Genomic DNA, 25,835 nt, shown 5'->3' on the forward strand with positions numbered 1-25,835 from the left:
CAAGATGTCTCGCATGCCTACGGCCGCCGAACTTGACGAAGCGGTCCGCCTGCTGGAGGCCGGCCAGCTGGTCGCCTTTCCCACTGAAACCGTCTACGGGCTCGGCGCCGACGCCGAGAGCCCGGAAGCCGTGGCGCGCATCTTCGCGCTCAAGGGCCGGCCGTCGAACCATCCCGTGATCGTGCACGTGGTGGACGGCGCCGACATCGGCTATTGGGTCGACGAGGTGCCGGACGCGGCAAACAAGCTAATCGAAGCGTTCTGGCCCGGCCCGCTCACGCTGATCCTCAAGCGTGCCGCGCATATCGATGCGGCAGTGGCAGGCGGCCAGGACAGCATTGGCCTGCGCTGCCCATCACATCCCGTTGCACAGGCGCTACTGTCGCGCTTCAAGCGCGGCCGTGGCGGCATTGCCGCGCCCTCTGCCAACAAGTTCGGCCAGGTCAGCCCGACCACGGCGCAGCACGTGCGCGACGAGTTCGGCGATGCGGTCTATGTGCTCGAAGGCGATGGCGTGGAAGTGGGGATCGAATCCACCATCGTCGACCTGTCGCGGCTGGATCAGGGCATTGGACCCGTGCTGCTGCGCCCGGGTGCGATCACGCCGGCGATGATGGCGCAGGTGCTTGGCGAAGCGCCCTTGCCTCCCGACGCCGCGGCGCCACGCGCTTCGGGCACGCTCAAGGCGCACTACGCACCGCATACCCCGCTGGTGCTGGCCGATGCGGCAGAACTGGTGGCGCAACTGCCCACCCTTGCTGCCGATGCCCGCGTGGCGTGGGTCGGCCGTGCGCCGATCGACGATGCCCGTTGTACCTGGGTGCAGGCGCCCGCGGATGCTGCTGCCTATGCGCGCGAGCTATATCGGCTGCTGCGCAAGCTCGACAAGCAGGGGTACTCGCGGCTGGTGTTCGAGCCGCTGCCGGACGGGCATGAATGGGCAGGCGTCAGGGATCGGCTGCAACGAGCGGCGGCGGCGTTCGGGGGGTAAGGCTCTCGCCGCTCTTCGCAGCCGCGATGAGCCGACTTGTTGTGATTGAGCGAAGCTCCTTCCCTTGCGGGCTGGACGGTCCGCTCGAACGCGATGCCCCCTACTGTCCCGACAAATCCCGTTGCAGGATCGACCCTCAACCTGAAGATCCGGCGGGTTACCTTCGAGCAACACTGCACTATTCTGGCTGGCGTATGCGCACCAAATCGGCCTGCTGAGACGAATCTTCGCTCACATTTAGTCATGCCAGTGGCCGGGCCACGCGTCACTACGCGCAGCCCGGTAATCCAGGCATCCCGATCAATCGATCGAAGCCCCCACCGTCTTCACCACCCCCGCCCATTTCTGCCGATCCGCCTTCACCGTCGCCCGGAACTGCTCCACGCTTTCCACGCGCGGCGAATTGCCTGCGTCGATCAGTTTCTGGCGGATAGCCGGTGTTTCCAGCGCGACCTTCACCGCATCGTTGATCTTGCGCGAGATTTTTGGATCCATCCCCTTCGGCCCGAAGAAGCCGAACCAGATGGTGCTGTTGAAGCCCGGCAGTCCGCTTTCGGCGATGGTTGGCACTTCCGGCACCACCGGCACGCGCTTGCTCGTGGTCACGCCAAGCAAGCGGACTTTGCCGGCGCGATATTGCGGCAGCACGCTCTGAACCTGGTTGAAGATGCAGCACACTTCGCCCTTGAGCACGGCCTGCAATGCATCGGGGCCGCCCTTGTAGGGGACGTGAACCATATCGAGGCCCGCGCGCGCATTGAACTCGGCGAATGCCAGGTGCGTGCCGGTGCCGTTGCCCGTCGACGCATAGTTGTACTTGCCCGGATTGGCCTTGACCTTCTCGATGAACTCCTTGACCGACTTCACATCGATCACGGCCGGGTTGATGGTCAGCACGTTGGACACTTCGACCAGCGGTGCGATCGGTGTGAAATCGGCATCGGCATCAAACGGCAAGGTCTTGTACAGCGCAGGGTTGATGCCATGCGTGGCAGCAGTGCCCAGCAACAGCGTGTAGCCATCCGGCTTGGCATGCGCCACGACTTCCGAAGCAACATTGCCGCCGGCGCCCGGACGGTAGTCATAGATGATCGTGGTCTTCAGCGACTTCTGCAGCGACTCCTGCAACGTGCGGCCCACCATGTCCACGCCCGAGCCGGCGGTGAAACCCATCAGGATCGTCACCGGCTGGTTCGGCCATTCGCCTTGCGCCTGGGCGGGCGCGGCAATGGCGCAGGCGGCGACCAGGCCGACAGTCAACTGGAGTGCTGAACGGAGGAAGAAGCGCGAGGGCAGGCGGGACATAGGGGGCACCGTCGAAGGAAATGAATGACAGGGGCGCCGGAACCAGCGCGACGCCATCACGAGCCAGGGTCTTGGCGCCCCGGACCGAAAGCCACACGATAGCAATGTTCGGGCCAAAACCAAACGACCGAGTTCGCTTGAAGGTATGCCGAGCCGGCATATGGTCGTGCCGCAGCAACGCTCAGCGCCGCAGCAGCCCGACCAGCTCATCGACGTCAGGCAATGCCGCGCCGATGCCAGCCACGGCGTCCTCGCCGGCCTCCAGCACGCCATCGGCCAGCGCCCGTTTGTCCTTGTGCAACTCGACAATGCGCTCTTCGATCGTCCCCGCCGTAATCAGCCGGTACACCGTGACGGGACGCAGCTGGCCGATGCGATGGGCGCGGCCCATGGCCTGGTCCTCGGCGGCGGGGTTCCACCACGGGTCGGCGATGATCACGTAGTCGGCAGCCGTCAGGTTCAGGCCGAAACCGCCTGCCTTCAGGCTGATCAGGAAGACATCGCCCTCGCCGGACTGGAAGGCCGCCACGCGCCGCGTACGCTCCGCGGCCGGCGTGGCGCCGTCCAGGTACTGGAGCGCCAGGCCCGCGCGCTCCAGCCCTTGGCTGAGCAGACGCAGAAAATCTACGAACTGGCTGAACACCAGCACCTTGTGCCCGTTGGCGGCAAGCTCGCTGGCCAGTTCGACGAAGGTGCGCAGCTTGGCGCCCTCCTGCCCGATCTCGGGCGTGACCAGCCGCGCATCGCAGGCGGCGCGGCGCAGCCGCATCAGTTGCGCCAGCACGTGGATGCGCGCCTGCGCCTGGAACTGTGCCTGCGCGATGGCCCTGGCCCGCGCGCCTACCGGTGCGCCGCGCGTGGCCTTGCGCGCGGCTTCTACACGTGCCAGCGCGGCTTCGGCGTGGGACTGGGCCTGGCGGCGCAGCGCTTCGTAGTGGGCTGCCTCGACCGGCTCCGGCTCCACGCGGATGACCACCTCGGTGCGCGCGGGCAGATCGTCGAGCACCTGGGCCTTGGTCCGGCGCAGCACGAACGGCGCGATCATTCGCCGCAGCCGCTGCCGGACTTCAAGCGCGCCGCTGCGCTCGATCGGATTGGCGAAATGCTCGTTGAAACGTGCGAGCGAGCCGAGCAAGCCCGGGTTGCAGAAGCGCATCACCGACCAGAGTTCGGACAGCCGGTTTTCCACTGGCGTGCCGGACAGCGCCATGCGAAACCCTGACGGCAGGTCAAACAGCGCCCGCGCGCGGCGCGAAGCGGCATTCTTGATGGCCTGCGCCTCGTCGGCCACCACGGTGTGCCACTCGCGCGCGCAGAACGCGTGATGCGCCTGCTGCAGCAGTGTGTAGGAAACGATCACGAGGTCGCCGGCCCCGGCTTTTGCGAGCAGGGTCTCGCGCTCGCCCTCGGCATAGACATGAACGTCAAGCGTCGGCGCGAATCGCCGCGCCTCGGCGACCCAGTTACCGCACACGGAAGTCGGTGCGACCACAAGGCCCGCACCACCGCCCGCGCGGGCCAGCAGCACCGCCAGCGCCTGCAGCGTCTTGCCCAGGCCCATGTCGTCGGCCAGGCAGGCGCCGAGCCCGGCCGCGGCCAGCGTCATGGCCCAGCGGAAGCCGTCATGCTGGTACGGGCGCAGTTCCGCTGCCAGGTTGGCCGGCACGGCGATATCCGCCTCGCGCGCGGCGCGCAGCCGCGCGAGCCGCTGGCGGAAATGCGCATCGGGATCGATCCCCGCGCCGGCCAGCACGTCGTCCAGCCACGGCGTCGCCATCAGTGGCACGCGGATGCCATCGGGCACGCGGTCGGCCACGCTGGCCAGGTCGCGCAAGCGGCCGCGCAGCGTGCGCGTGAGTGCTATGTAGACGCCCTGCCCCATCGGCACGAAGCGGCCGGCGTGGCTGCCGGTCCAGTCGATCAGCTTGCCGAGTTCGAGCACGAGCCCCTCGGCCACGCGCAGCTCGCCCACCAGCCGGTACCAGGCGTTGCGGGTTTCGACGGCCACGCTGAGCTGCGGCAGGTCCGCGGCCAGCACGCGCATCTCCTTGCCGCGCGGCCACTCCAGCGCCTGGACGGCCGGCAGGCGTGGCAGCGCTTCGACCACGGCCAGTGCGTCTTCGGCATCGTCGAGCATCCAGTTGTGCTCGCCGCCGGGCGGGGCGAGCGGCACCAGGAACGGCAGTTCGGCGAAGACCTCGGCCACGTGGGCCAGTTCCGCCTCCAGGTCGCGCTGCGTGGCCAGCGTTTCGCCACGCACGGTGGCCATCAGCCGCTCGCGTCCCGCCCCCGGCGCCAGGCGCGGGCCGAGCGGTCCCAGCGGCGTGACCACCAGCCGCAGCGCGATGCCCTGGCCTCGTGGCGCCACTTCGGCGCGCAGCCGCGACTCGGGCTCCAGTTCGCGTACGGCGCCGGTCGGGTCCGCCTCGACCTGGAAATGCCCGGCCAGCGCGCGCAGCGTGCGGTCCAGTTGCGCGCGGCCGGCTTCGGGTATGGCCAGCCCGTCGGCAATCAGCCGAGCTGCCCCTTGTTGCGCGGGCGTGAAGCGAATCACGCGCAGCCTCTGCGGTCCATCGCGCAGCACGGTGATCTGCCGCAGGGCCTCGGCATCCTGGCGTGCCGCGGCCGGCAGGAAGGCATCCATGTCGGGCGCTTCGCGCAGCGGGGGATAGATGCGCAGCACATAGCGGCCGTCGGTGTGCACGGCCTCCAGCGCGGGCGATCCTTCGATCACCTCCAGCGGCTGCTCCGGCGATCGGGCCAGCACCACGGCCGGATGTCCGATCAGTGCGACGATAGCCGCCGCCCGGTCGAGCACGTAGCGCCGGTTGTGCGACTGGTCGCGCCGGATGGCTTGCGCGACGCGTGTATCCCAAGGTTGCAGTTGACCGTCCTCCGCCACGCGCGCCAGCGCTATGGGCCGGGGCTTGCCCCAGCCGCGCGCGCCGCGCGACTGCTCCAGCGGCTCGATCGCGGCGACGGCGCCGTCGGCATCCAGCGTCAACGCCCATAGCAAGCGGCGATCGTGCGCGTTGCCGGCGGCCGCGCTGCCGCCAGCGAGCTCCTGCAACGCTTCCAGCGCCTGTTGCCAGGCCGGCGAAGCGCTGTCGGGGCGAGCTGCGGGGTCGGGAGGGAGGGCCGAAGGCACGGGAACCGGTGCGGACAGAGGAATTTGGGGAAGAACGACGGGAAAGCGGGCATTTTAGACCGCCTTTCCCCGTCAGCCGCGTTGGCACCCATGTCGCCGCAGCTTACAATGTGTGCTTTTGCCGCAGCCGGGTTTCCGGTGGGATCGGCAAACCAGACAAGAAGTGGCTGACGTTTCATCCGGCCTGGCCGGCACGGCGACAGCCCGACCCAAATCCGAAGCACGACACCCCGCAACACCATGACGCAAACCGCCAACATCGTAGAAATCGGCGCTGAAGACATTCCGCTGCACTGCCCCACCGCCAATACGCCGGCCTGGAACTACCATCCGCGCGTCTTCCTGGATGTGGTGGATACCGGTGAAGCCAAGTGCCCGTACTGCGGTACGGTGTACAAGCTCAAGCCGGGCACCGTGCTGAAGGGCCACCACTGAGCGGCGCGCGCCGCTCCCGCGGCACCCCGACGCTCCGGGCCGCCTGGCGGCGCTCCGGGGCGTTGACGTTTCCGCCCGTCGCGCTCAAGCGCGGGCAAGCTTCGCCCCATTCATGAAAAAAGCCCTCGTCATCGCCCCCGACCGGATCAGCGACGCGCTGATGGCCCAACCGCTGCTGGCGCTGCTCAAGGCACGCCATCCGCGGCTGGTCATCGATGCCCTTGCGCCCAAATGGGTCGGCCCCGTGCTGGCACGCATGCCGGAGATGGGCAGGGTCTTTCCGAGCGACCTGACGCACGGCAAGCTGCAGCTCTCGGCCCGCTTCATGTTTGCCCAGCAGCTCAAGAACGAAGGCTACGACATGGCCTACGTGCTGCCGGAGACGCTCAAGTCGGCGCTGATCCCATGGCTCGCCGGTATCCCGCTGCGCGTCGGCTACCGTGGCGAATCGCGTTTCGGCATGCTGAACGTGAGCCACGCCAATCCGCCGCGCAACGGCCGCCCGGTCATGGCCGAGCACTACGCCCGCCTGGCGCTGCGGCCCGGCGCCAAGCCGCCGGCGGAATTATCCGAGCCGCGCCTGCGCACCGACCCGAACCGTATTGCCGCCACCGCGGAGCGCTTCGGCATCCCACCGCAGACGCGCCTGATCGCCTTCTGCCCGGGGGCCGGCTTCGGCCCCGCGCGGCGCTGGCCGGCCGCGCATTTCGCCAGGCTGGCGCAGATGCTGCGACGCTCGTACCCGTATGCCCTGATGATCACGCTGGGCGCGGCGGCCGACGCTGATGCCGCGGCCGAGATCACGAAAGAGGCGCCCTTCGTGCGCAACCTGTGCGGGCAGACCTCGCTCGACGACGCCATCGACTTGCTTGCGCTGTCCGAGGCCGCGGTCTGCAACGATACCGGCCTGATGCACATCGCCGCGGCGCTGAACCGGCCGCAGGTGGCCGTGTTCGGCTCCAGCGATCCGCGCCAGACGCCGCCCCTGTCACAGGCTGCGAGTATCATGTGGCTGCAACTTGAATGCAGTCCGTGTCTCAAACACGAGTGTCCCTTGGGACACCTGCGCTGCCTGAAGGACATCGAGCCCGAGATGGTGTTCGTCGAGCTGCGCAAGCTGCTGCACCGGCCCTGACTCCTGACATCGCGACCATGCCCCGTTTTGCCCGTCTGTTCGATTCCGCGGAAGACATTGTCCAGGCCTTCCGCGAGGCCATGAAACTGCGCGATGCCGAGGGCGCGCTGCGGCTGTGGCTCGACGAAGACTCGATCACTTGCATCATGCCTGACGGCCAGCGCCTTATCGGCCATGAACACCTGCGCCAGGCGTTCTTGCAACTGCTCGAAGAACAGCCGGTGCTGATCGATGCGATCGAGACCAGCAGCCATGCGTCGCTGGGCGTGTCGATCTTCGACGTGACCGAGGCCCTGCGCTTCGGCGCGGACCGGGTCGAGGCCGACCTGTACGTGCACACCACCTACGTGCTGATGCAGAACCACGAGGGCTGGCGCCTGGCCCATATCCACTGCAGCCCGGCCAATGCCGTCCAGGTAGCCTCCGTGGCCGCGGCGCCGGGACAGGCGCTGCACTGAAAGCCGCCACCAGCCGCGCGCCTGCGCGAGCGGTCCTTCGCATGATCCAGCCGGCATGACGCAGCTTCCGCACCATCGCCTGCCCCCCAACACCCAGGCCAGTACATCCGCCCATGCTTATGGGGATGGCATCGCCATGCCGTGGTGGCTGCGTGGCGGCCACGCCCAGACCATTATTCCGGCGCGTTTTACGCAGCGGCCGCCGCGCGTGCACTTTCGCCGCGAGCGCTGGGAAACGCCGGACCAGGACTTTATCGAACTGGACTGGACCACGCACGCCGTGCGCGCCAACACGCCGCTGCTGGTGATGTTCCACGGGCTGGAGGGCGACTCCGGCAGCCACTACGCGCAGGCGCTGATGCACGCATTGCAGCCGCGCGGCTGGCAGGGCGTGATCCCGCACTTCCGCGGCTGCTCGGGCGAACTCAATCGCGCGCCGCGCTTCTATCATTCGGGCGATTCCGCCGAGATCCGCTGGGTCCTTGAACGCCTGCGCCGCGAGCATTGCGCCGATGGCAGGCCGATGCTGGTGGTCGGCATTTCGCTGGGCGGCAACGCCTTGCTGCGTTACCTTGGCGAACAGGGCAGCGCAGCTGGCTATCTCAGCGCTGCCGCGGCTATCTCAGCCCCGCTGGACCTGGCCGCCGGCGGCGCGGCGCTGTCCGCCGGGTTCAACATGCTTTACACGCGCATGTTCCTGCAGACGCTCAAGCGCAAGTCCCTGGCCAAGCTGGAGCAGTTTCCCGGTCTGTTCGACCGCGACGCCATGCTGGCGAGCCGCGACCTGTACGCGTTCGACAATATCGTGACCGCGCCGCTGCACGGCTTTCGCGATACCGACGACTACTGGAAACGCGCATCGAGCAAACCCGTGCTGGGCGAGATTGCCGTGCCCACGCTGGTGCTCAATGCGCGCAATGACCCGTTCTTGCCGGCTCGGTATCTGCCTGGCCCCGCCGACGTCAGCCCACAGGTCTGGCTGGAGCAGCCCGAGCACGGCGGGCACGTTGGCTTCATGACACCGCGCACCGGCCTGCTGGGACAGTTGCCGCTGCTGCCGTTCAGCGGGCATATCGAATGGCTGCCTGCAAGGATCCTGCGCTTCTTCGACAGCATGTCCTGAAGCCGGCCCGCAAAGAGGAGACACGACGATGGATGAATCCGTCCGGCAAGCGATGGCGCGCTGGCCCGATGTGCCGAACTGCTACGGCTGGCTAGCCCTGGACCGACGCGGCCAATGGCGCCTGCGCAACGAGTTCGCGCAACAGCACGGCCTGTCGGGCGACCCGATCCGGCACGAAACGCTGGTGGCGTTCATCGAGCGCAACTACCTGCATGACGAGCGCGGCGCGTGGTACTTCCAGAACGGGCCGCAGCGCGTCTTTGTGTCGCTGGCTTATGCGCCGTGGGTCGTGCGGCTGCATGAAGGCCGCCTGCGCACGACCACGCAGCGCGCGTTTGCCGTGCAAGCCTGCTTTGCCGACGAACAGGGCAATGTCGTGCTGGCCGGCAAGATCGAAGGCGAGGAAGGTGATTCGCACGCGGCGCTGCTGCACGACCACGACCTGGACCTCTTCAGCGGCACCTGCGAGTGGCATGGCGACGCATGCGGCGCGGATCTCGGCGTGTTCCGCCATGACGGCCGCGACATTCCGATCGAACCGATTGGCGCCGACGAGGTGCCGAAGCGCTTCGGCTTCGTGCGCGACCCGCAGGCGCCGGCCGCCTGATCGGGCCGGCCAGGATCAGTTGGGCATGCCCTTGTTGTCCTGCCGTTCCTCGCGGTATTGCCGCTGGAGCTGGTGCAGCCGCGCATCGACCTCGGACAACGTGTAGAAATCGCCATCGCCGGCCTTGCGCGCGATCTGCAGCTGTTCGATCGCGGCCTGGAAGGCGCCCTCCATCGCATACTTCTCCGCCAGCGCCTGGTGCTGCTGCACACGCTTGCCTTGTCCGGCGTAGGCACGCGCCAGCATGTCCCACCATTCGCTGCGCCCGGTCTCTTGCCGCGTGCGCTCGCGCAGGAACGCGACCGCCGCATCGTACTGGCCGGTGCCGAGCAGCGTGTCCGCATAGGCAAGCGCCACGGCGTGCGACAGCGGGAAGGCCTTCATCGATGCCGTGGCCTGGCTCATCGCCTCCGGCACGCGGCCCTGCTGGCGCGCGAGTTCGATCGCCATCACGTCGAGCATCGGGCTGCCCGAACTGGCGCCGGGAATATTTCCGTAGAGGCGGCGCGATTCGGCCAGCTCCTGCTCGGCGGCAGGGTAGCGGCCCAGGCGCTGTTCGATGAAGGCCAGGCCGTAGTGCAGCGCCGGCGAGCGCACCACGGAGGCGCCGGCCAGTTGCGCGCGTATGGCAGTGCGCAGGTTCTGCAGATCGCTGGGCGAGCTTTCCTGGATGACGCGGGCGCGCATGCGCGCAAACTCGTAATCGGGCGTGTTCGACACCTTGCGGGCCATCACGTGGCTGACGCGGTCCTGCATGTCGGCAATCCGCTCGGACGTAAGCGGGTGGGTGCGTACATATGAGGGCACCGAATTCTCCGCCGTACCCGATGAGCGCTGCAGCCGCCGGAAGAAGTCGGGCATGCCCTGAGGATCGAACCCGGCAGCCGCCATGATCTGGAAGCCGACGCGATCGGCTTCGCGCTCGGCGCCGCGCGAGAAGGACAGCTGGTTGGCAATGGCCGCGCCCTGCCCGCCCATGGCGAGCGCTGCGGCGGCATCGGGACTGCGCGTGGCCGCCAGCCCGGCCAGCACCATCGAGGCCAGTGCGATCCACATCGACTGGTCCTGCTGGGTGATGCCGCGCGCGATATGGCGCTGCATCACGTGGCCGATTTCGTGGCCGAGCACCGACGCGAGTTCCGACTCGGTCTCGGATTGCACCAGCAGACCGGTATGCACGCCGACATAGCCGCCCGGCAGCGCGAAAGCGTTGATGCTGCGGTCGCGCACGGCAAACAGGTCGAAGCCGGTGGCGAAGGTCCCGGAGCCGTTCGAACCCGAGATGCTCTGGCGCCGCGCGGCCTGCACCAGCCGGTAGCCAAGCGCGTTCAGATAGTCGGACAGCAGTGGGTCGGCCACATAGGCCGGATCGCGCCGGATATCGCGGATGATGCGGTCGCCCAGGCGCTTTTCCATATCCGGCGACAGCGCCGCCGTGGACGGATCGCCCATGTCCGGCAACTGGACGCCGCCAACATCGACCACCGGATTATTGGTGCGCAGGCCGAACTCGGATTTCTGCCCCGCCTTGACGCTGCGATTGAGGTTGTCGTAGACCTGGTCGCTGGTTTCGACGGGGGGCGCGATCGCCACCTTGGCCGCGGCGCCCGACGCCCCCGCCGGCGCGCTGCCCTGCGGCCACGCGGGCGTGACCATGGTCAGCGCGATCAGCGCCACCAGCGAGCGGCGCCATGGCCTCGCATGCCGTGCCGGGACATGTGATGCCGGGCCGGCAGGCGTAGCGCCTGGCCGCCCGCAAAGGCCGGCGGGGCCGTGCCTGCGAAGCAATGGGGTCTTGGGCATGTTGCTATGATAGCGGCCTCCGCAAGCCGTTCCCATTAGCGGTTTGCCGCACGTTGCCGTACAGGAACCCGCCATGACGCAGCTTACCCATTTCGATACTGCCGGACAGGCCCACATGGTCGATGTCGGCGACAAGGCCAGCACCCATCGCGTGGCGGTGGCCACCGGCACCATCACCATGCTGCCCGATACCTTTGCGCTCGTGCGCGACGGCACCGCGAAGAAAGGCGACGTGCTGGGCATTGCGCGGATCGCCGCAATCATGGCAACCAAGCGTACCGCCGACCTGATTCCGCTGTGCCACCCGATCGGCCTGACCAAGGTGGCAGTGGACTTTGCGCTGGACGAGGCGGCCGCCAGCGTGACCTGCACGGTCCGCACCGAAACGCGCGGCCAGACCGGTGTGGAGATGGAAGCGCTGACCGGCGTGCAGGTCGCGCTGCTGACGATCTACGACATGTGCAAGGCGGTGGACCGGGGCATGGTGATGGGCGGTGTGCGCCTGATGGAGAAGCACGGCGGCAAGTCGGGCGACTGGGTGGCCGGCGCCTAGACGGAAGCCTTCACAACCGGAGGTCTACGGCGCCTCCGCCCAGTCGGCAAGAGTCTGATGCCCGTCCGATGACGCTGAATCGTAAATCGTCAGCGGAAGAGAACCGGCCACGCGTCCGACGGCTGCATCGGACCATTCGCTGCACCGGATACTGTTGCGGCCCGCTTCCTTCGCTTCATACAGCAGGGCATCGGCTGCGGCAATCAAGGTCTTTTCGGTGGCACCGTGCCTCGCCACCGAAAAATCCACGGCCAGCACGCCAAAGCTGGCGGTCGTCGGGATCTTGCCGCTGGCGGCGTCGGCAGTCGGATTATCCACAATTGCCGCGCGCAACCGCTCGGCGACGGACAAGGCACCGTCGAGATCCGTTTGCGACAGGACCAGCAGGAATTCTTCCCCGCCGTAGCGCACCACGCTATCGACATGCCGGCGCGTCATCGCCTGAAGCAGGTCCGCCACATGTTGAAGCACGGCATCGCCGGTCTGATGGCCGAAGGTATCGTTGATGCGCTTGAAGTGGTCGATATCGCAAACCACAAGGGTCAGCCAATACTTGTAGCGCTCCGCCCTCGCAATTTCCATCGGCAGCAGCGTTTCATGCAAATGGCGCCGGTTGTAGCACCCGGTGAGATGGTCCCGGGTCGACTGGTGCTTCAGCTCGATCAGCGCCCGGTATTCGTCGCGCCATAGCCGGTGGTAACGGCGGGCTGCCACCAGCCCGAAGCTATTGGCCAGCAGCAAGAGCATCGTCATGGTCAGGGCATCCGAATGGGTCAGGCTCCCCTTCTTCACCGCGATCAGGATGAAGACCGCAGTGGCAGCGATAGCGATGCCCTTTGCAATGACCAGCCGGTTGGGAATAAAGATATAGACAACGATCAGCATGATGCACAGTGACATCGCATGCCATGGAATCTCGCTGGGCCGGTACCAGACGATCAGCATGAAGGTTGCCATGCCCACGACCTCGGCGGCACTGGCCACGAACCAGTGCGCCGCGATGGATTCGGACTCGTCGCGCAGCAGATACAGGCCCATGACCGCCGTGATCGCGACCAGCATGCGGCCGACGAACAGGATCAGCGCCACGCGCCCATAGCCCAGCGCCGCGACATCCGTCATGGAAAAAGCCAGATAGAAGGCCGAGCAGAACAGCAGTGTCAGGTGCAGGGACGACCGGCTGCGCGTCAGATGGTGGCGCTGGAATGCCAGCTCCGTTTCTGCCCGGCGGAACTCCACGCGCAACGGGTCAATGGCAAATTCAGATGGGGATTCGAGGTTCACGGTCTTGTGTGCGTGATAACTTCGAAACACTTTATTACAAATTCCGCCGCAGTGCGGTGAAGTAGAAAAATCAAAGTGCATTTTGCAACGCCCCGGCGAACGGTGGATCGCACTGCGTACGGTCGGCGCATCGTGCCGTAATAAAGGTAACGCAGCATTTCACGGGGCCTGCGGCACCGCCGGCGGGCGTAAATTGGTATTCAATATCAATCAGGCCAGCATGGCCGGACAGGCCGCGGCACCGTAGTGCCGGCGCGGCCTGGCGCATTCGCATAGGTGAGATCCATGAACGGGCGCAAGCTTTGCCAGTTGGCGCTGGCTCTGGCGGCGGTCACCACCAGCGGCGCGGCAGTCGCCGGCCGGGCCTATTATCACGGCGGCGGCGGCTACTATCACGGTGGCTATTACCACGGCGGTTACTATCACGGCGGTTACTACCCGGCGCGTGTCGGCGTGGGCGTGTATTTCGGCCCGGGATTCGTGTACGGGGGGTATCCCTATGGCTACTATCCGTACCCGTACTACTATCCGCCCGCGGTCATGGCCGCACCGGCGTCACCGCCGCAATACATTGAACAGGGTCCCAACGGACCGGTAGCCGCGCCCGGACCGGAAGGCGGCATGCCCGGACCTGAAGGCGCCATGCCCGACGCACCGGCGCAGGCGTGGTGGTACCACTGCAACCAGCCGGAAGGTTATTACCCCTATATCCACGCATGCCCTGGCGGCTGGCAGAAGGTGCCGGCGCAGCCGCCGGCCGGTTCCGTCCCCCATGACCCGGGTGCAACGGGGATGTCGTCATGAAGGCATGTGCTTGCGTTATCCGTCGTCCGCTGGCCGTTCCACTGGCTGTGGCAACGCTGGCATTGGGTGCCTGCGCCGTGATGCCATCGGGTCCCTCCGTCATGGCGCTGCCGGGTACTGGCAAGAGCTTTGACCAGTTTCGGATTGACGACGGCAACTGCCGCCAGTACGCATTCGGACAGGTGGGTGGCGTCAGTTCCGCGCAGGCGGCGAATACCAGTGCGGTCGGCAGCACGGTGGTGGGTACCGCGCTGGGCGCGGCGGCGGGCGCGGCATTCGGCGGCGGCGAGGGTGCAGCCGTGGGTGCCGGCGTAGGTCTGCTGACCGGTGCGGCATTCGGCGCGAGCAATGCGCAGTACTCGGGCTACGGCACGCAGCAACAATATGATGGCGCCTACCTTCAGTGCATGTATGCCAGCGGGCACCGCGTGCCGGTCCACGGCAACATGGCAACGGTGGCGCGGCCAGCGCCGTCTTACTACTATCCGCCGCCTCCGCCACCGGGGTACGGCGGGTCGTATTGAGCGGTCAGTCCGGTTCGGGCATGTGCCGCGCCTGCTGGCGGATCCATCGACAGAATTCGCGCGGCCGCGCCGTATCGGAGACTTCGCCGCAGGCTTGGTCGAGCGCGGCGTACTGTGCCGCCTCATCCCCCACGTAGTAGTAGCGTAGCCGCTCCAGCCACGCGCGGCCTTGCGCGGGATCGCCCGTCAGCGCCATCAACCATGCGGTGCGGGCAATCATCGTCGGCGTCGGCAGCAGATGCACGGCGGCGATATGGGAAGGCAACAGTTGTGCGGCATTGGCGGGCGTGATGATCGCACGCTCGGCGACATCGGCCGCCGCATATTGGCGGAACCAGTATGCCGGCATCGGCAGCGTGGCGCGACGCTCGCGGGTGGCATATTCACGCGCCTCGGCGCGCCGGTAGTCCTGCCACATCGTGGCGAGCACGATCACGCTGACCGCGGCGAAACCCGCCAGCAATCCTAGCGACAGCCAGCGCGGCATGTGCCATCGCCCGAAACCGCGCGGTTCGAGCCAGCCCAGCATGAAGCAGAACGGCAGGAAGAAGTACAGGTAGTGCAGCGGATACTCGAGCATCGAATGCGCGCAAAGCATGGCCAGCCATGTCAGGACGACGACGGTTTGCGCTCGTTCGTCGTTATTTGCCTGGATCAGCCGGACACGCACCACGCGCCACAACCATCCCGCCAACGCAATGGCCACGCCAGCGGTCCCGACAATTCCAGTCTTGGCCAGCAGGTCGAGTATGGCGTTGTGGGAATGCAGGGCCATCTCGACCTTCACGCCGACCTGCGGCAACTGCTGGAACTGGGCCCAGCCGAATTCGCCCCAGCCTACGCCTAGCCATGGGTGGGAGCGGAACATTGCCCACGCGTGGGTCCATAACGCACTGCGCGCGGACATCTGATCCGGGGCCTCGAATTGCGCAATTGTGTCGAACAGGCGCCAGTCGAAGGCGTGGCCGGCTGCCTTGATTGCCGGCTGCAGCACCAGCAGCACTGCGACCATGGCAACGGCCGCAACCAGTTGGCCGACGGGCCGGCGCATGGGATCGATATCGCGGCGCGTACCGCATGCAAGCCACGCGGCGATGACGGCGTACAGCGCGGCAAGACCCACGTGCAGAACGCCGGTGCGTGAACCTGACAGGACGATACCGCTTTCCAGCAAGACCACGGCTACCAGCCACATCGGGAAGCGAAGCTTGCCGCGTGATGCTAGCCATGTTGCAGCGACCAATGCCATGCCTTCTACCGTGGCCTGATGGTTAGGCTGGTTGAGGTTGCCCCAGAGGCGGCGGTTGTCGTCGTAGAAGTACGACGAGACCAGGCCGAAGCTACGGGATTCCAGGTGGAAAAGCTGTACCCATTGTGACAGGGTGCCGAGGAGGCCGGCGAGGAGGAAGGCAGTGGCGAGGGCGTCTGTCACTACTCGACGATTGTCCGTCGAAGTAGATGCGCCGTAACGATAGGCCGTCAGCATGACGACCGCGCCGAATGCGAGAGTGAGTTGCGTCGCGAAACGGCTGCCAGTCAGGTCAGTGACGCCGTAGGCAGTTTGGATTGCGCCAAGGGCGAACAACCAGACGGGAAGGCACGCGATCCGGGGGACATTGGCGTCGTTGTGTGACTTGGACTGGATCGTCGATACCGCGAGCGCGCCGGCAAGCAGAAGAAAACATGCAGCGGCTACCCACTCGCCGTATAGGGTCGCCAGCGGCAGCGTATGCCGGGAAACCAGCAGGGGAAAAACAATCGAGAGGACAACTAAGAGCGCCGGAATGGCGGTCCTGGACTGCGGCATGCGGCGCCTTGTTGGGGAAAAGGCGGATGATAGCTTGGCAGGTGGGCAAAGAAAAAGCGCCCGGAGGCGCTTTTTCCGCGAAATACTGCTATCAGATGCCCGTCTGACTCCGCGTACAACCTCCGCCAGTTGCGCCCGTCCAAGTCACGGCCGCCGGGGTAAGCCCCGGGGTCAACGTTACGGTGCAACCTGAGTTGGTCAGCTGGCCTGCGCTCGCGATGTTAATAACGCCGGCAGCATAAGTTACCGTGCCGTTGGCGGGCGTCGGCATAGCTGTGAAGTTACCGCCCGCAGCAGTGGCCAAGTTCGCAGTGGTGTCGCAAGGGGCAATTGCCGGTGCACCCGGGGCCGCTGCGGTAGGAAGGGCGTTGTTCTGGACACACTCCGCAATGGCTTGCTTCAGCGCAGCAACCGAGGTGATATTGTCCGACCACCGGCTACGCGTCACATAATCCTGATACTGCGGAATCGCAATCGCCGCCAGAATACCGATGATCGCCACAACGATCATCAGTTCGATCAGCGTAAAGCCCTTCTGGACACGGCGGCCCAGCTTCTTGATTTGTTGAACCCGTTGCATGAGATGACCCCTCGAAGAGATTTTAGGTTAATGCACTGCACGTCTTCGATTTGTGAAGTGCGGGGAGGATAGAGCAGGTACTGTGCCAGGCACCAATACCCACGAACAGGGGGTCAAGCGACAAATTTCGTCACGTAGCAAACGTGCACCCGTGTCTTAGTACCAAAAATTGTCAGTAGTCTGCCAATGTCTCATGCCAGATCGACAAAATGTGCGATAACTCACATAAGGTAGTTCCGCATTTCCGTTTCTCCATCAGCAGAAAGGGCAGCCACCCGGGCTGCCCTTTGCTTTGAGGCGTCGAAAACGCTTCGTCAGGCCGTCTGTGCCGCCCGGCGGCCCATCAGCTTGCCGACAACCACCACCAGGATCGCGCCGGCCGCGCCGAACACCAGATGGGCATGCGGCACATTGACTTCGAACCAGGCGGCATCGACCGGATCACTCACGAGCATTTCACCGGCCAGGTAGCCCAGCAACGCCGCACCCAGCACGATGATGATCGGGAAACGCTCCATCACCTTGAGCAGGATGGTGCTGCCGAACACGATCAGCGGGATCGACAGGCCCAGGCCCAGGATCAGCAGCATCAGCTGGCTGCCCTCGGGGCCCTTCTGGGCCGCGGCGGCCACGGCCACCACGTTGTCCAGCGACATCACCAGGTCGGCAATCAGGATGGTACGGATGGCCGCCCAGATATTGTCCTTGGCGTCGTGGCCCTCTTCGTCATCGTCGCTGTTGAGCAGTTGCACGCCGATATAGACGAGCAGCACCGCGCCGATGATCTTCAGGTAAGGCAGGCTCAGCAGCTTGACGGCTGCCACGGTCAGCACCACGCGCATGATGATGGCGGCGGCGCTGCCCCAGAAAATGGCCTTCTTCTGTTGCGCGGGCGGCAGGTTGCGCGAGGCGAGCGCGATAACCACCGCGTTGTCGCCGGACAGGACGATGTTGGTCAGGATGATCGATCCCAACGCAATCCAGAACGTGGTGGAAGACAGCAGTTCCACGGCAAGGCTCCTCGAGGTTTCTATCTATGTGTCCGACCCCGCCCGATTGCGGCAGTTTCGGATGTCTGAGAAAACAGACATGTATATCGTGCGAACCTTTCGATTCGATTTCAATTCACGGGCGAACTTCTCGGGAAATACCCTAGGAAGCGCTTCGCCACAATGACATTGCCCCCGCACTTGGCGGGGGCAACCCCGCTCCGGCCAGGCCGGAGCGGTTCAACACAGGGCCCTGCGCGCAATATGACGCGCGAGGCACGGATGTGTTGCTTACAGCATTGCCTTCAGCAGGCGAGCCATCTCGGACGGGTTCTTGGTCACCTTGATACCGCAGGCTTCCATGATTTCCAGCTTGGCCTGGGCGGTGTCGGCACCACCCGAGATCAGCGCGCCGGCGTGGCCCATGCGCTTGCCCGGAGGCGCGGTCACGCCAGCGATGAAGCCAACCACCGGCTTCTTCATGTTGTCCTTGATCCAGTGGGCCGCGTTGGCTTCGTCCGGACCGCCGATCTCACCGATCATGACCACGGCGTCCGTTTCCGGATCGTCGTTGAACATCTTCATGACGTCGATATGCTTCAGGCCGTTGATCGGGTCGCCACCGATACCGACAGCCGACGACTGGCCCAGGCCCAGCGCGGTCAGCTGGCCCACGGCTTCGTACGTCAGCGTGCCCGAGCGCGACACCACGCCGATGCGGCCCTTGCGGTGGATGTGGCCCGGCATGATGCCGATCTTGATTTCGTCCGGCGTGATCAGGCCCGGGCAGTTCGGTCCCAGCAGCAGGGTCTTCTTGTTCTCGCGGCGCATGCGGTCCTTCACTTCCATCATGTCGCGCACGGGAATGCCTTCGGTGATGCAGACCACCAGGTCCAGGTCGGCGTCAACGGCTTCCCAGATGGCAGCGGCAGCGCCTGCGGGCGGCACGTAGATGACGGAAACGGTGGCGCCGGTCTGGGCCTTGGCATCCTTCACGCTGGCGTAGATGGGAATGCCTTCGAAGTCTTCGCCGGCCTTCTTCGGGTTCACGCCTGCGACGAAGCAGTTCTTGCCATTGGCGTAGTCACGGCAGCCACGGGTGTGGAACTGGCCGGTCTTGCCAGTGATGCCCTGGGTGATGACCTTGGTGTCTTTGTTGATCAGAATCGACATACGTTATTCCTTTGCTTGGCTCTGGCAGCACGGGCACGCAGCCACGCGCGCTGCCCCAGTCCGCTTGAATGTGTTTCGGACGCCCGGATTACTTCTTGCCGGCGGCAGCAGCCACAACCTTCTGGGCGGCTTCTTCCATGGTGTCGGCAGCGATGATGGGCAGGCCCGAATCAGCCAGCATCTTCTTGCCCAGGTCTTCGTTGGTGCCCTTCATGCGGACCACCAGCGGTACCGTCAGGTTCACGGCCTTCGACGCCGAGATCACGCCTTCGGCGATCACGTCGCAGCGCATGATGCCGCCGAAGATGTTGACCAGGATGGCTTCAACGTTCGGGTTGCTCAGCATCAGCTTGAAGGCTTCGGTCACCTTCTCGGTGGTGGCACCGCCGCCCACGTCGAGGAAGTTGGCCGGCTCGCCGCCGAACAGCTTGATGGTGTCCATGGTGGCCATGGCCAGGCCGGCGCCGTTCACCAGGCAGCCGATGTTGCCGTCCAGCGAGATGTAGGCCAGGTCGAACTTCGAGGCTTCGATTTCGTTGGCGTCTTCTTCATCCAGGTCGCGGTAGGCGACGATTTCCGGGTGACGGAACAGCGCGTTCGAGTCGAAGTTGAACTTGGCGTCCAGCGCGATGACCTTGCCTTCGCCGGTCAGGATCAGCGGGTTGATTTCGGCCAGCGAAGCGTCGGTGTCGTAGAACGCCTTGTACAGGCCTTGCAGGGCCTGGCGAGCCTGGGGCACGGAAGCGTCGGGCACGCCGATCTTGCGGGCGATGTCGTCGGCGTCAGCGTCGGTCAGGCCGGTCGACGGCTCGATGATCAGCGTGTGGATCTTTTCCGGGGTGTGGGCAGCGACTTCCTCGATGTCCATGCCGCCTTCGCTCGATGCCATCAGGGCGATCTTCTGCGAAACGCGGTCCACCACCAGCGAAACGTACAGTTCCTTCTTGATGTCGGCGCCTTCTTCGATCAGCAGGCGGTTGACCTTCTTGCCTTCCGGACCGGTCTGGTGCGTGACCAGCTGCATGCCCAGGATGTTGGTGGCGTAGGTCTTGACCTCGTCGATGCTCTTGGCAACCTTCACGCCGCCGCCCTTGCCACGGCCACCCGCATGAATCTGTGCCTTGACCACCCAAACCGGGCCGCCAAGCTCTTCTGCGGCCTTCAGGGCTTCGGCAACCGAGAACGCGGGGATGCCGCGCGGAACCGGCACATTGTATTTGCGCAGGATTTCCTTGCCTTGGTACTCATGGATATTCATGCGTGTTTCCTTTCGGGTAGGCGTAAAAGGTAGAAGGGAAGAATCTGAAAGAAGACGAACTCTCTCGTCCGTGGCCGATCCTGAGGATCAGCCGGAAGTGCCGGTTGGCCGGTCGTACGGAACATTGCCGTGGCCGGCAGCCGCTTGCGCCTGAGGCGTGTTCGCAGCAACCTGCTCCGCCTCGGCCCGAACCTTGGGCTTCGGCTGGTGACCATACCAGCGTGGGTAAAACTCTCGAACCACCTCGCCATCGAAACGCAGCGCGTGGCAGCCGTTCAACTGGTAAGGGGGTTCGGGATTGGGATCATTGTCGGCGCCATCGCGAATGCTGATGACTTCGCCGGCGAATGCCTGGATGGCGGCACTCGGCAGCACGCCAGCGGCTTCGGTCAGATGCGAGCAGCCCTGGATACCGGACAGGCGATCGCGCACCGCCTTGCGGAAGCCCTTGCGCAGGTTCAGTCCGATCAGCTTGCGGTAAGCCGGGCCGATCTGGTCGCATTGCGTCGGATACGGCACCCAGTCGGAACAAGCCTCCGCATCCAGCACGTTGAGTTGCTCGTCGATCGTGACGCGCAGCCACAGGTCGTGCAGCGGCTGTCCAACCGGACGGATCCGGCCGCCAGCGAGGTCAATGTCACGCGGCTTGGTGTCGGTCAGGTTGACCTCGATGTCCCACAAGCCGTCTTCCCTGAGGTAAGCCTGGGCCGTAATGGCGCGGGTATGACGCAGGGAGCGGTTGACGGGCTGGGAAAGAGGCATGACCAGACTGGGAATACGGGGGCAAGGTACCGTGGAAAGGCAACGGCGCCGAAAAACCTGAAGAGTTTAACATGCCGGACCGCTTTGCCCGGGAACATCCGCATGCGCCAAGTGTCGGCGTCGGATTGTCGGCCAACGGGAGCGGAAAACCGGCGGATAAAAGCCATATGGCCGCTCCCGATGCCGGACTCGGCCCGCGGCGTAGCTGGCATACGGCCGAATACACTTGTCGCCAGTACTGGTATTGCCCTGAACTCAGGCCGGATACGCGGACCGGATACGCGGGCCGGCCGCCCTATTCCATCCCGTCCGGATACTCGTCCTCGGCGCCCTGGATCACCTTGCCGATGACCGAGCGCGAAAAACCGCGCGCCATCATGAAACGGATTTGCTTCGCCCGCTCTTCCGGCGTGGCCGGCGGGGTGCCGAAACGCTTGCGCCAGACCTCGCGCGCGCGCTCGGGCTCGGACTCGCGCAGGCGATCTCGCAATTCGCCCAACTGCTCGCTGCCAAGCTGGTGGGTCTTGGCCTCCTGGATGACGCGGGCTGCACCGTAGCGGCTGCCGCGGCGGTGCAGCAGGCTGTCGGCAAAACGCTGGTTGGACAGCCAGTTCTCGCGCTCGAGCGCATCGAGCAGCTGTTCGAGCTGCTCGGGGGATTCCGCGTGCGGTGCCAGCTTGCGCGCCAGTTCGGCCCGGCTGTGCTCGCGGCGCGACAGGTAGCCTACGGCGCGGGCCTTGAGGGAAAGCGGGGGTCGGGTGGCCATCGGCGCAATTCGGAATTCGAAATTCGGGTAAGGCGGGAAACAAAAAAGGCTGGCGCATCGGCAATGCGCCAGCCCCCTGGAGCGTGCCTGTCGGCAGCGCTCAGTCTTGTTCCACGACCGCGGCCGCCTGCACGCCATTCATCGGCGCCACGCCCAGCGCGGTGCGGACCTTGTTCTCGATCTCCTGGGCAATGTCCGGGTTCTCGCGCAGGAATTCGCGCGCATTGTCCTTGCCCTGGCCGATCTTGTCGCCGTTGTAGCTGTACCAGGCGCCCGACTTCTCGACGATCTTGGCGTCCACGCCCAGGTCGATGATCTCGCCCTGGCGCGAAATACCCTGGCCGTAGAGGATATCGAAGAAGGCCTCGCGGAACGGCGGCGACACCTTGTTCTTGACCACCTTGACCTTGGTCTCGTTGCCGATCACGTCGTCGCCCTTCTTGATCGAACCGATACGGCGGATGTCCAGGCGCACGGAGGCATAGAACTTCAGTGCATTGCCGCCCGTGGTGGTTTCCGGCGAACCGAACATCACGCCGATCTTCATGCGAATCTGGTTGATGAAGATCACCAGGCAGTTGGTGCGCTTGATGGTGCCGGTCAGCTTGCGCAGCGCCTGGCTCATCAGGCGGGCCTGCAGGCCGGGCAGCGAATCGCCCATTTCGCCTTCGATTTCGGCCTTGGGGACCAGCGCGGCCACCGAGTCGATGACGATCAGGTCGACCGAGCCCGAACGCACCAGCGCATCGGTGATTTCCAGCGCCTGCTCGCCGGTGTCCGGCTGCGAGATCAACAGGTCGCCGACGTTCACGCCCAGCTTGCCCGCGTAGTTGACGTCGAGCGCGTGCTCGGCATCGATAAAGGCACAGGTGCCGCCCAGCTTCTGCATTTCGGCCACGACCTGCAGCGTCAGCGTGGTCTTGCCCGACGATTCCGGACCATAGATCTCGACCACGCGCCCGCGCGGCAGGCCGCCGACGCCAAGCGCGATGTCCAGGCCGAGCGAGCCGGTGGATACCACCTGGATATCCTTTTCGACCTCGCCATCGCCCAGGCGCATGATCGAGCCCTTGCCGAACTGCTTCTCGATCTGGGAGAGCGCGGCGGCAAGCGCCTTCTGCTTCTCGGCGCTCACGCCGGCACCTGCCTTCTTGTCGTCCATGGTCGTCCTTGAGTCAAATGTTGAGTCAATGGTGGTATAAAGGGTCGAATGTGGCGCGGCACCGGCATTTCAGAATTTTCCGGCTCTTCCGGCTCCTCCGGCTTTTCCGGCTTGCTGCCGACCGGTTTCCCGGGTCTCGCCACAACTACAAAATCACCCGACTGCCTGCACAGCCGCCTTCTGCTGCGGCCTGCGCGGAATGTGCGGGTACTGTATAAAAAAACAGTATGCTTGGCAAGCCCTGTCCGCATTGTTTGCGTGGCCGCTGGCAATGCCGGCCGTGGTGGAGACAACCATGCGCATTCTGATCGCCGAAGATGACGATGTGCTGGCCGACGGCCTGACGCGCTCGTTGCGTCACTCCGGTTATGCCGTCGACCATGTCACGAATGGCCTGGAGGCCGATTCCGCGCTGTCGACCCAGAATTTCGACCTGCTGATCCTGGATCTGGGCCTGCCGCGCATGCCGGGCCTGGAAGTCCTGAAGCGCCTGCGCGCGCGCGGCGCCATGCTGCCGGTGCTGATCCTGACCGCCGCGGACAGCGTGGGCGAGCGCGTCAAAGGCCTGGATCTGGGCGCCGACGACTATATGGCCAAGCCTTTCGCGCTGACCGAACTTGAGGCCCGGGTGCGCGCGCTGGTACGACGCGGCGCAGGCGGCGGCGCCACGCTGATGCGCCATGGCCCCCTGTCCTTCGACCAGGTCGGTCGCATTGCCTATATGAACGATCAGATGCTGGACCTGTCGGCGCGCGAAATCGGACTACTGGAAATCCTGCTGACGCGCAGCGGGCGGCTGGTCTCCAAGGAACAACTGGTCGACCATCTGTGCGAATGGGGCGATGAAGTCAGCAATAACGCGATCGAGGTCTACGTGCACCGGCTGCGCAAGAAGATCGAGGTCGGCGGCATCCGCATCGCCACCGTGCGCGGACTGGGCTATTGCCTGGAAAAATTCCAGCCGGCCGTGGCCGCCCCGAACTAAGGCGTCCGCGCGCCGTTGCCGTCCACGCAGCCGATCACTCGACCGAAACCGCCTACACCCTTTGCCGAGATGAGCCAGCTGCGACTGCCATGGCGGCATCGGCCCGCCAAGGATCCCGCGCCCCCGTCCGGCGCCTCCGATCCCGACGACCTGGCCGACGCCCTGCCCCATCTGGAGGAAAGCACCGCCCACCCCGCCCCGCGCTCGCTGTTCGGCGAGATCCTGGACTGGATGCTGGCGCCGCTGCTCCTGCTGTGGCCGATGAGCATCGCCGTCACGTACCTGGTGGCCAAGTCGATCGCCAACGGGCCGTTCGATCGCGCGCTCGAGGCCAGCGCCATCGTGCTGTCGCAGCAGGTCCGCGAAGTGAATGGGCGCGTCACGCTGCAACTACCGTTGTCGGCGCGCGAGATCCTGCGCGCGGACGAGACCGACAACATCTACTACCAGGTCGTCGGCAAGCGCGGCGAGTATGTCGCCGGTGACCACGACCTGCCGCTGCCATCCGAAGAAGACCAGGGCCATCCCGGCCTGGTCTCGCTGCGCGATGACCGCGTGGCGGCCAACGACGTGCGCGTGGCCTACACCTATGTCGATCTCAAGAACGTCGGCGGTACCCAGCCCGTGCTGGTGCAGGTGGCAGAGACCCTCGACAAGCGCGCGCGGCTTGCCAACGAGATCATCAAGGGCGTGATCCTGCCGCAGTTCGTGATCCTGCCGCTCGCCGTGGTGCTGGTGTGGTTCGGGCTCACGCGCGGGCTCGCGCCGCTCACGGCGATCCAGCAGCGTATCCGCGCGCGCAATCCCGGCGATACCAGCCCCATCGACGAGCGCGCGGCGCCGCAAGAGATCACGCCGCTGGTCGCGTCATTCAACGAGCTGCTGGCGCGGCTGGACCAGTCGGTGCAGACGCAGAAGCGTTTTATCGCCGATGCCGCGCACCAGATGAAGACCCCGCTTGCGGGACTGCGCATGCAGGCGGAACTGGCACAGCGCGAACAGTCGCCGGAGGAATTGCGCCGGTCGCTGGCGCAGATTGCGGGCAGTTCCGAACGCACGGCGCACCTGGTCACGCAGTTGCTGTCGCTCGCGCGCATGGAGAACCTGGCTGGCGCGGGCAGCATGGCCGCGCTCGACCTGGCCGCGCTGGCGCGCGACGTGGTGAAGGACTGGCTGCCGCGCGCCTGGGCCCGGCAGATCGACCTGGGACTCGATGCCAGCGACCATCCGGTCATGGTCCAGGGCAATCGCCTGATGCTCACCGAAATGCTCAATAACCTGATCGACAACGCCATCCGCTACACGCCGCCCCACGGACATGCCACCGTGCGCGTCAGCGCCGATGCGTTCGAACCATTCGCCTATCTCGATGTGGAGGACACCGGGCCGGGCATCGCGTCCGCGGATCGCGAGCGCGTGATGGAACGGTTCTATCGCGTGCTGGGCACCAACACCGAAGGCAGCGGCCTGGGCCTGGCCATCGTCCGGGAGATCGTGCAGCAGCATGGCGGCGAAGTCCGGATCGATGACCACGTCTACCAGCAGGAGCCTCGGCTGGCCGGCGCGCGGTTCCGCATCACGCTGCGGCAGCCCACACCGGAGCCGGCGGCATGAGCACGCCTGCCCCGCACGATCCGGCGCTCAAGCGCGCCTGGCGGCGCAACCAGCGCTGGATCTGCGCGCTGCTCGCGGCCTGGTTCGTGGTCACCTTCGTCGTCAGCTGGTTCGCCCGCGACTTGCGCTTTGACTTCTTTGGCTGGCCGTTCTCCTTCTGGATGGGCGCACAGGGCGCGCCGGTCGTCTACGTCCTGATGACCGCGCTCTATGCGTGGCGCATGAACCGGGCCGACGACGAAGCTGACGCGGGCGCTGCAGACGGCTCCCCGCCTTCGGAGGGCATGAAACCGGAAGCCGGCAAGGATGCTGCTTAGCACCAAGCCGGCATAGCGCGAGCGCACGGCGCTCGCCGCACTTTCGCCTTCGCAATGCAGCACCGAAAGTGCCGGCTCAAGCGCTGCGCGGGCTAGCGTATACCCCGACGATTTACGCGCCAGACAGCGGAAATCTGTCAGAACTCAGTAAGTTTCGCCTCCCAAAATCCAGTCAGCTCCGGTGCCTATGGCTCCGCAGCGCGCCATGTCTTGCGGTGCGTCCGCGGCCTCGCCGGTGAACCATTTCAGACG

General features: G+C 65.6%; 24 protein-coding genes. 12 read left to right on the top strand and 12 right to left on the bottom strand.

What is annotated here, in order from left to right; all coding sequences use genetic code 11:
• Positions 1-4: 4 nt before the first annotated feature.
• A complete protein-coding gene (locus tag AC3FKG_RS08090; RefSeq protein WP_483710518.1) occupies positions 5-991 on the top strand; it encodes an L-threonylcarbamoyladenylate synthase in 987 nt (328 codons plus the stop codon).
• 300 nt (positions 992-1,291) lie between these two features.
• Here AC3FKG_RS08090 and AC3FKG_RS08095 read toward each other — a convergent pair whose 3' ends face one another.
• A complete protein-coding gene (locus tag AC3FKG_RS08095) occupies positions 1,292-2,305 on the bottom strand; it encodes a Bug family tripartite tricarboxylate transporter substrate binding protein (RefSeq protein WP_483710517.1) in 1,014 nt (337 codons plus the stop codon).
• A 172-nt stretch (positions 2,306-2,477) separates the two neighbouring features.
• Positions 2,478-5,444: an SNF2-related protein gene (locus tag AC3FKG_RS08100; protein ID WP_488742824.1), complete on the bottom strand. Its 2,967-nt coding sequence runs from the start codon at positions 5,442-5,444 to the stop codon at positions 2,478-2,480.
• 240 nt (positions 5,445-5,684) lie between these two features.
• Between AC3FKG_RS08100 and AC3FKG_RS08105 the strand changes: the two genes are divergently transcribed.
• From AC3FKG_RS08105 to AC3FKG_RS08125, 5 genes are all read left to right on the top strand, one after another.
• Positions 5,685-5,879: a zinc-finger domain-containing protein gene (locus tag AC3FKG_RS08105; RefSeq protein WP_211948900.1), complete on the top strand. Its 195-nt coding sequence runs from the start codon at positions 5,685-5,687 to the stop codon at positions 5,877-5,879.
• Positions 5,880-5,991: 112 nt separating this feature from the next.
• Positions 5,992-7,014: a lipopolysaccharide heptosyltransferase II gene (waaF, locus tag AC3FKG_RS08110; protein WP_483710515.1), complete on the top strand. Its 1,023-nt coding sequence runs from the start codon at positions 5,992-5,994 to the stop codon at positions 7,012-7,014.
• Between the two features lie 17 nt (positions 7,015-7,031).
• The gene (locus AC3FKG_RS08115; protein ID WP_483710514.1) at positions 7,032-7,472 is read left to right on the top strand and encodes a YybH family protein; all 441 of its coding nucleotides are present in this window, start codon (positions 7,032-7,034) and stop codon (positions 7,470-7,472) included.
• A 55-nt stretch (positions 7,473-7,527) separates the two neighbouring features.
• Complete coding sequence (locus tag AC3FKG_RS08120; RefSeq protein ID WP_483710513.1) at positions 7,528-8,595, top strand: YheT family hydrolase; 1,068 nt, start codon at positions 7,528-7,530, stop codon at positions 8,593-8,595.
• Positions 8,596-8,623: 28 nt separating this feature from the next.
• Complete coding sequence (locus AC3FKG_RS08125) at positions 8,624-9,202, top strand: DUF2946 family protein (protein WP_488742825.1); 579 nt, start codon at positions 8,624-8,626, stop codon at positions 9,200-9,202.
• Positions 9,203-9,217: 15 nt separating this feature from the next.
• Here the strand turns inward: AC3FKG_RS08125 and AC3FKG_RS08130 are convergent, their stop codons facing one another.
• A complete protein-coding gene (locus tag AC3FKG_RS08130; RefSeq protein ID WP_488742826.1) occupies positions 9,218-11,005 on the bottom strand; it encodes a beta-barrel assembly-enhancing protease in 1,788 nt (595 codons plus the stop codon).
• Between the two features lie 73 nt (positions 11,006-11,078).
• Between AC3FKG_RS08130 and moaC the strand changes: the two genes are divergently transcribed.
• Positions 11,079-11,558: a cyclic pyranopterin monophosphate synthase MoaC gene (gene moaC, locus AC3FKG_RS08135; RefSeq protein ID WP_483710510.1), complete on the top strand. Its 480-nt coding sequence runs from the start codon at positions 11,079-11,081 to the stop codon at positions 11,556-11,558.
• A gap of 24 nt (positions 11,559-11,582) precedes the next feature.
• Here moaC and AC3FKG_RS08140 read toward each other — a convergent pair whose 3' ends face one another.
• Positions 11,583-12,923 carry a GGDEF domain-containing protein gene (locus AC3FKG_RS08140; RefSeq protein WP_483710509.1) on the bottom strand — a complete coding sequence of 447 codons (1,341 nt, stop codon included), beginning with the start codon at positions 12,921-12,923 and terminating at the stop codon, positions 11,583-11,585.
• Between the two features lie 204 nt (positions 12,924-13,127).
• Between AC3FKG_RS08140 and AC3FKG_RS08145 the strand changes: the two genes are divergently transcribed.
• Together AC3FKG_RS08145 and AC3FKG_RS08150 are read left to right on the top strand one after the other, a co-directional pair.
• Entirely contained in the window at positions 13,128-13,646 is a 519-nt protein-coding gene (locus tag AC3FKG_RS08145; protein WP_488742827.1) for a hypothetical protein, read from the top strand.
• On the top strand, positions 13,643-14,170 hold the full coding sequence (locus tag AC3FKG_RS08150) for a hypothetical protein (protein WP_488742828.1): 528 nt from the start codon (positions 13,643-13,645) through the stop codon (positions 14,168-14,170). Before AC3FKG_RS08145 ends, AC3FKG_RS08150 begins: the two co-directional genes overlap by 4 nt.
• Before the next feature lie 4 nt (positions 14,171-14,174).
• Here the strand turns inward: AC3FKG_RS08150 and AC3FKG_RS08155 are convergent, their stop codons facing one another.
• The 8 genes from AC3FKG_RS08155 to recA all read right to left on the bottom strand — a co-directional run bounded on the left by AC3FKG_RS08155 (position 14,175) and on the right by recA (position 22,667).
• The gene (locus AC3FKG_RS08155) at positions 14,175-15,977 is read right to left on the bottom strand and encodes a PglL family O-oligosaccharyltransferase (RefSeq protein WP_488742829.1); all 1,803 of its coding nucleotides are present in this window, start codon (positions 15,975-15,977) and stop codon (positions 14,175-14,177) included.
• A 91-nt stretch (positions 15,978-16,068) separates the two neighbouring features.
• Positions 16,069-16,557 carry a pilin gene (locus AC3FKG_RS08160; protein WP_488742830.1) on the bottom strand — a complete coding sequence of 163 codons (489 nt, stop codon included), beginning with the start codon at positions 16,555-16,557 and terminating at the stop codon, positions 16,069-16,071.
• 314 nt (positions 16,558-16,871) lie between these two features.
• Positions 16,872-17,567, bottom strand: coding sequence for a TerC family protein (locus tag AC3FKG_RS08165; protein WP_488742831.1), 696 nt, complete (start codon positions 17,565-17,567; stop codon positions 16,872-16,874).
• Positions 17,568-17,837: 270 nt separating this feature from the next.
• Positions 17,838-18,719, bottom strand: coding sequence for a succinate--CoA ligase subunit alpha (sucD, locus tag AC3FKG_RS08170; protein ID WP_488742832.1), 882 nt, complete (start codon positions 18,717-18,719; stop codon positions 17,838-17,840).
• Between the two features lie 88 nt (positions 18,720-18,807).
• A complete protein-coding gene (gene sucC / locus AC3FKG_RS08175; protein WP_483710502.1) occupies positions 18,808-19,977 on the bottom strand; it encodes an ADP-forming succinate--CoA ligase subunit beta in 1,170 nt (389 codons plus the stop codon).
• Positions 19,978-20,064: 87 nt separating this feature from the next.
• Positions 20,065-20,739 (bottom strand): DUF2889 domain-containing protein, encoded by a 675-nt coding sequence (locus tag AC3FKG_RS08180; protein ID WP_483710501.1) that lies wholly within the window; start codon positions 20,737-20,739, stop codon positions 20,065-20,067.
• A gap of 295 nt (positions 20,740-21,034) precedes the next feature.
• Entirely contained in the window at positions 21,035-21,505 is a 471-nt protein-coding gene (recX, locus tag AC3FKG_RS08185) for a recombination regulator RecX (protein WP_483710500.1), read from the bottom strand.
• Positions 21,506-21,605: 100 nt separating this feature from the next.
• Positions 21,606-22,667 carry a recombinase RecA gene (gene recA, locus AC3FKG_RS08190; RefSeq protein ID WP_483710499.1) on the bottom strand — a complete coding sequence of 354 codons (1,062 nt, stop codon included), beginning with the start codon at positions 22,665-22,667 and terminating at the stop codon, positions 21,606-21,608.
• 295 nt (positions 22,668-22,962) lie between these two features.
• Between recA and AC3FKG_RS08195 the strand changes: the two genes are divergently transcribed.
• The 3 genes from AC3FKG_RS08195 (at position 22,963) to AC3FKG_RS08205 (ending at position 25,583) form a co-directional block, all read left to right on the top strand.
• Positions 22,963-23,652 (top strand): response regulator, encoded by a 690-nt coding sequence (locus AC3FKG_RS08195; protein ID WP_483710498.1) that lies wholly within the window; start codon positions 22,963-22,965, stop codon positions 23,650-23,652.
• Between the two features lie 69 nt (positions 23,653-23,721).
• Positions 23,722-25,266, top strand: a complete 1,545-nt coding sequence (locus tag AC3FKG_RS08200; RefSeq protein ID WP_483710497.1) for a sensor histidine kinase N-terminal domain-containing protein — start codon at positions 23,722-23,724, stop codon at positions 25,264-25,266.
• Positions 25,263-25,583, top strand: a complete 321-nt coding sequence (locus AC3FKG_RS08205) for a DUF4212 domain-containing protein (protein WP_483710496.1) — start codon at positions 25,263-25,265, stop codon at positions 25,581-25,583. Before AC3FKG_RS08200 ends, AC3FKG_RS08205 begins: the two co-directional genes overlap by 4 nt.
• Positions 25,584-25,835 lie beyond the last annotated feature (252 nt).

This window comes from Cupriavidus sp. 22TCCZM04-2, assembly GCF_057798895.1.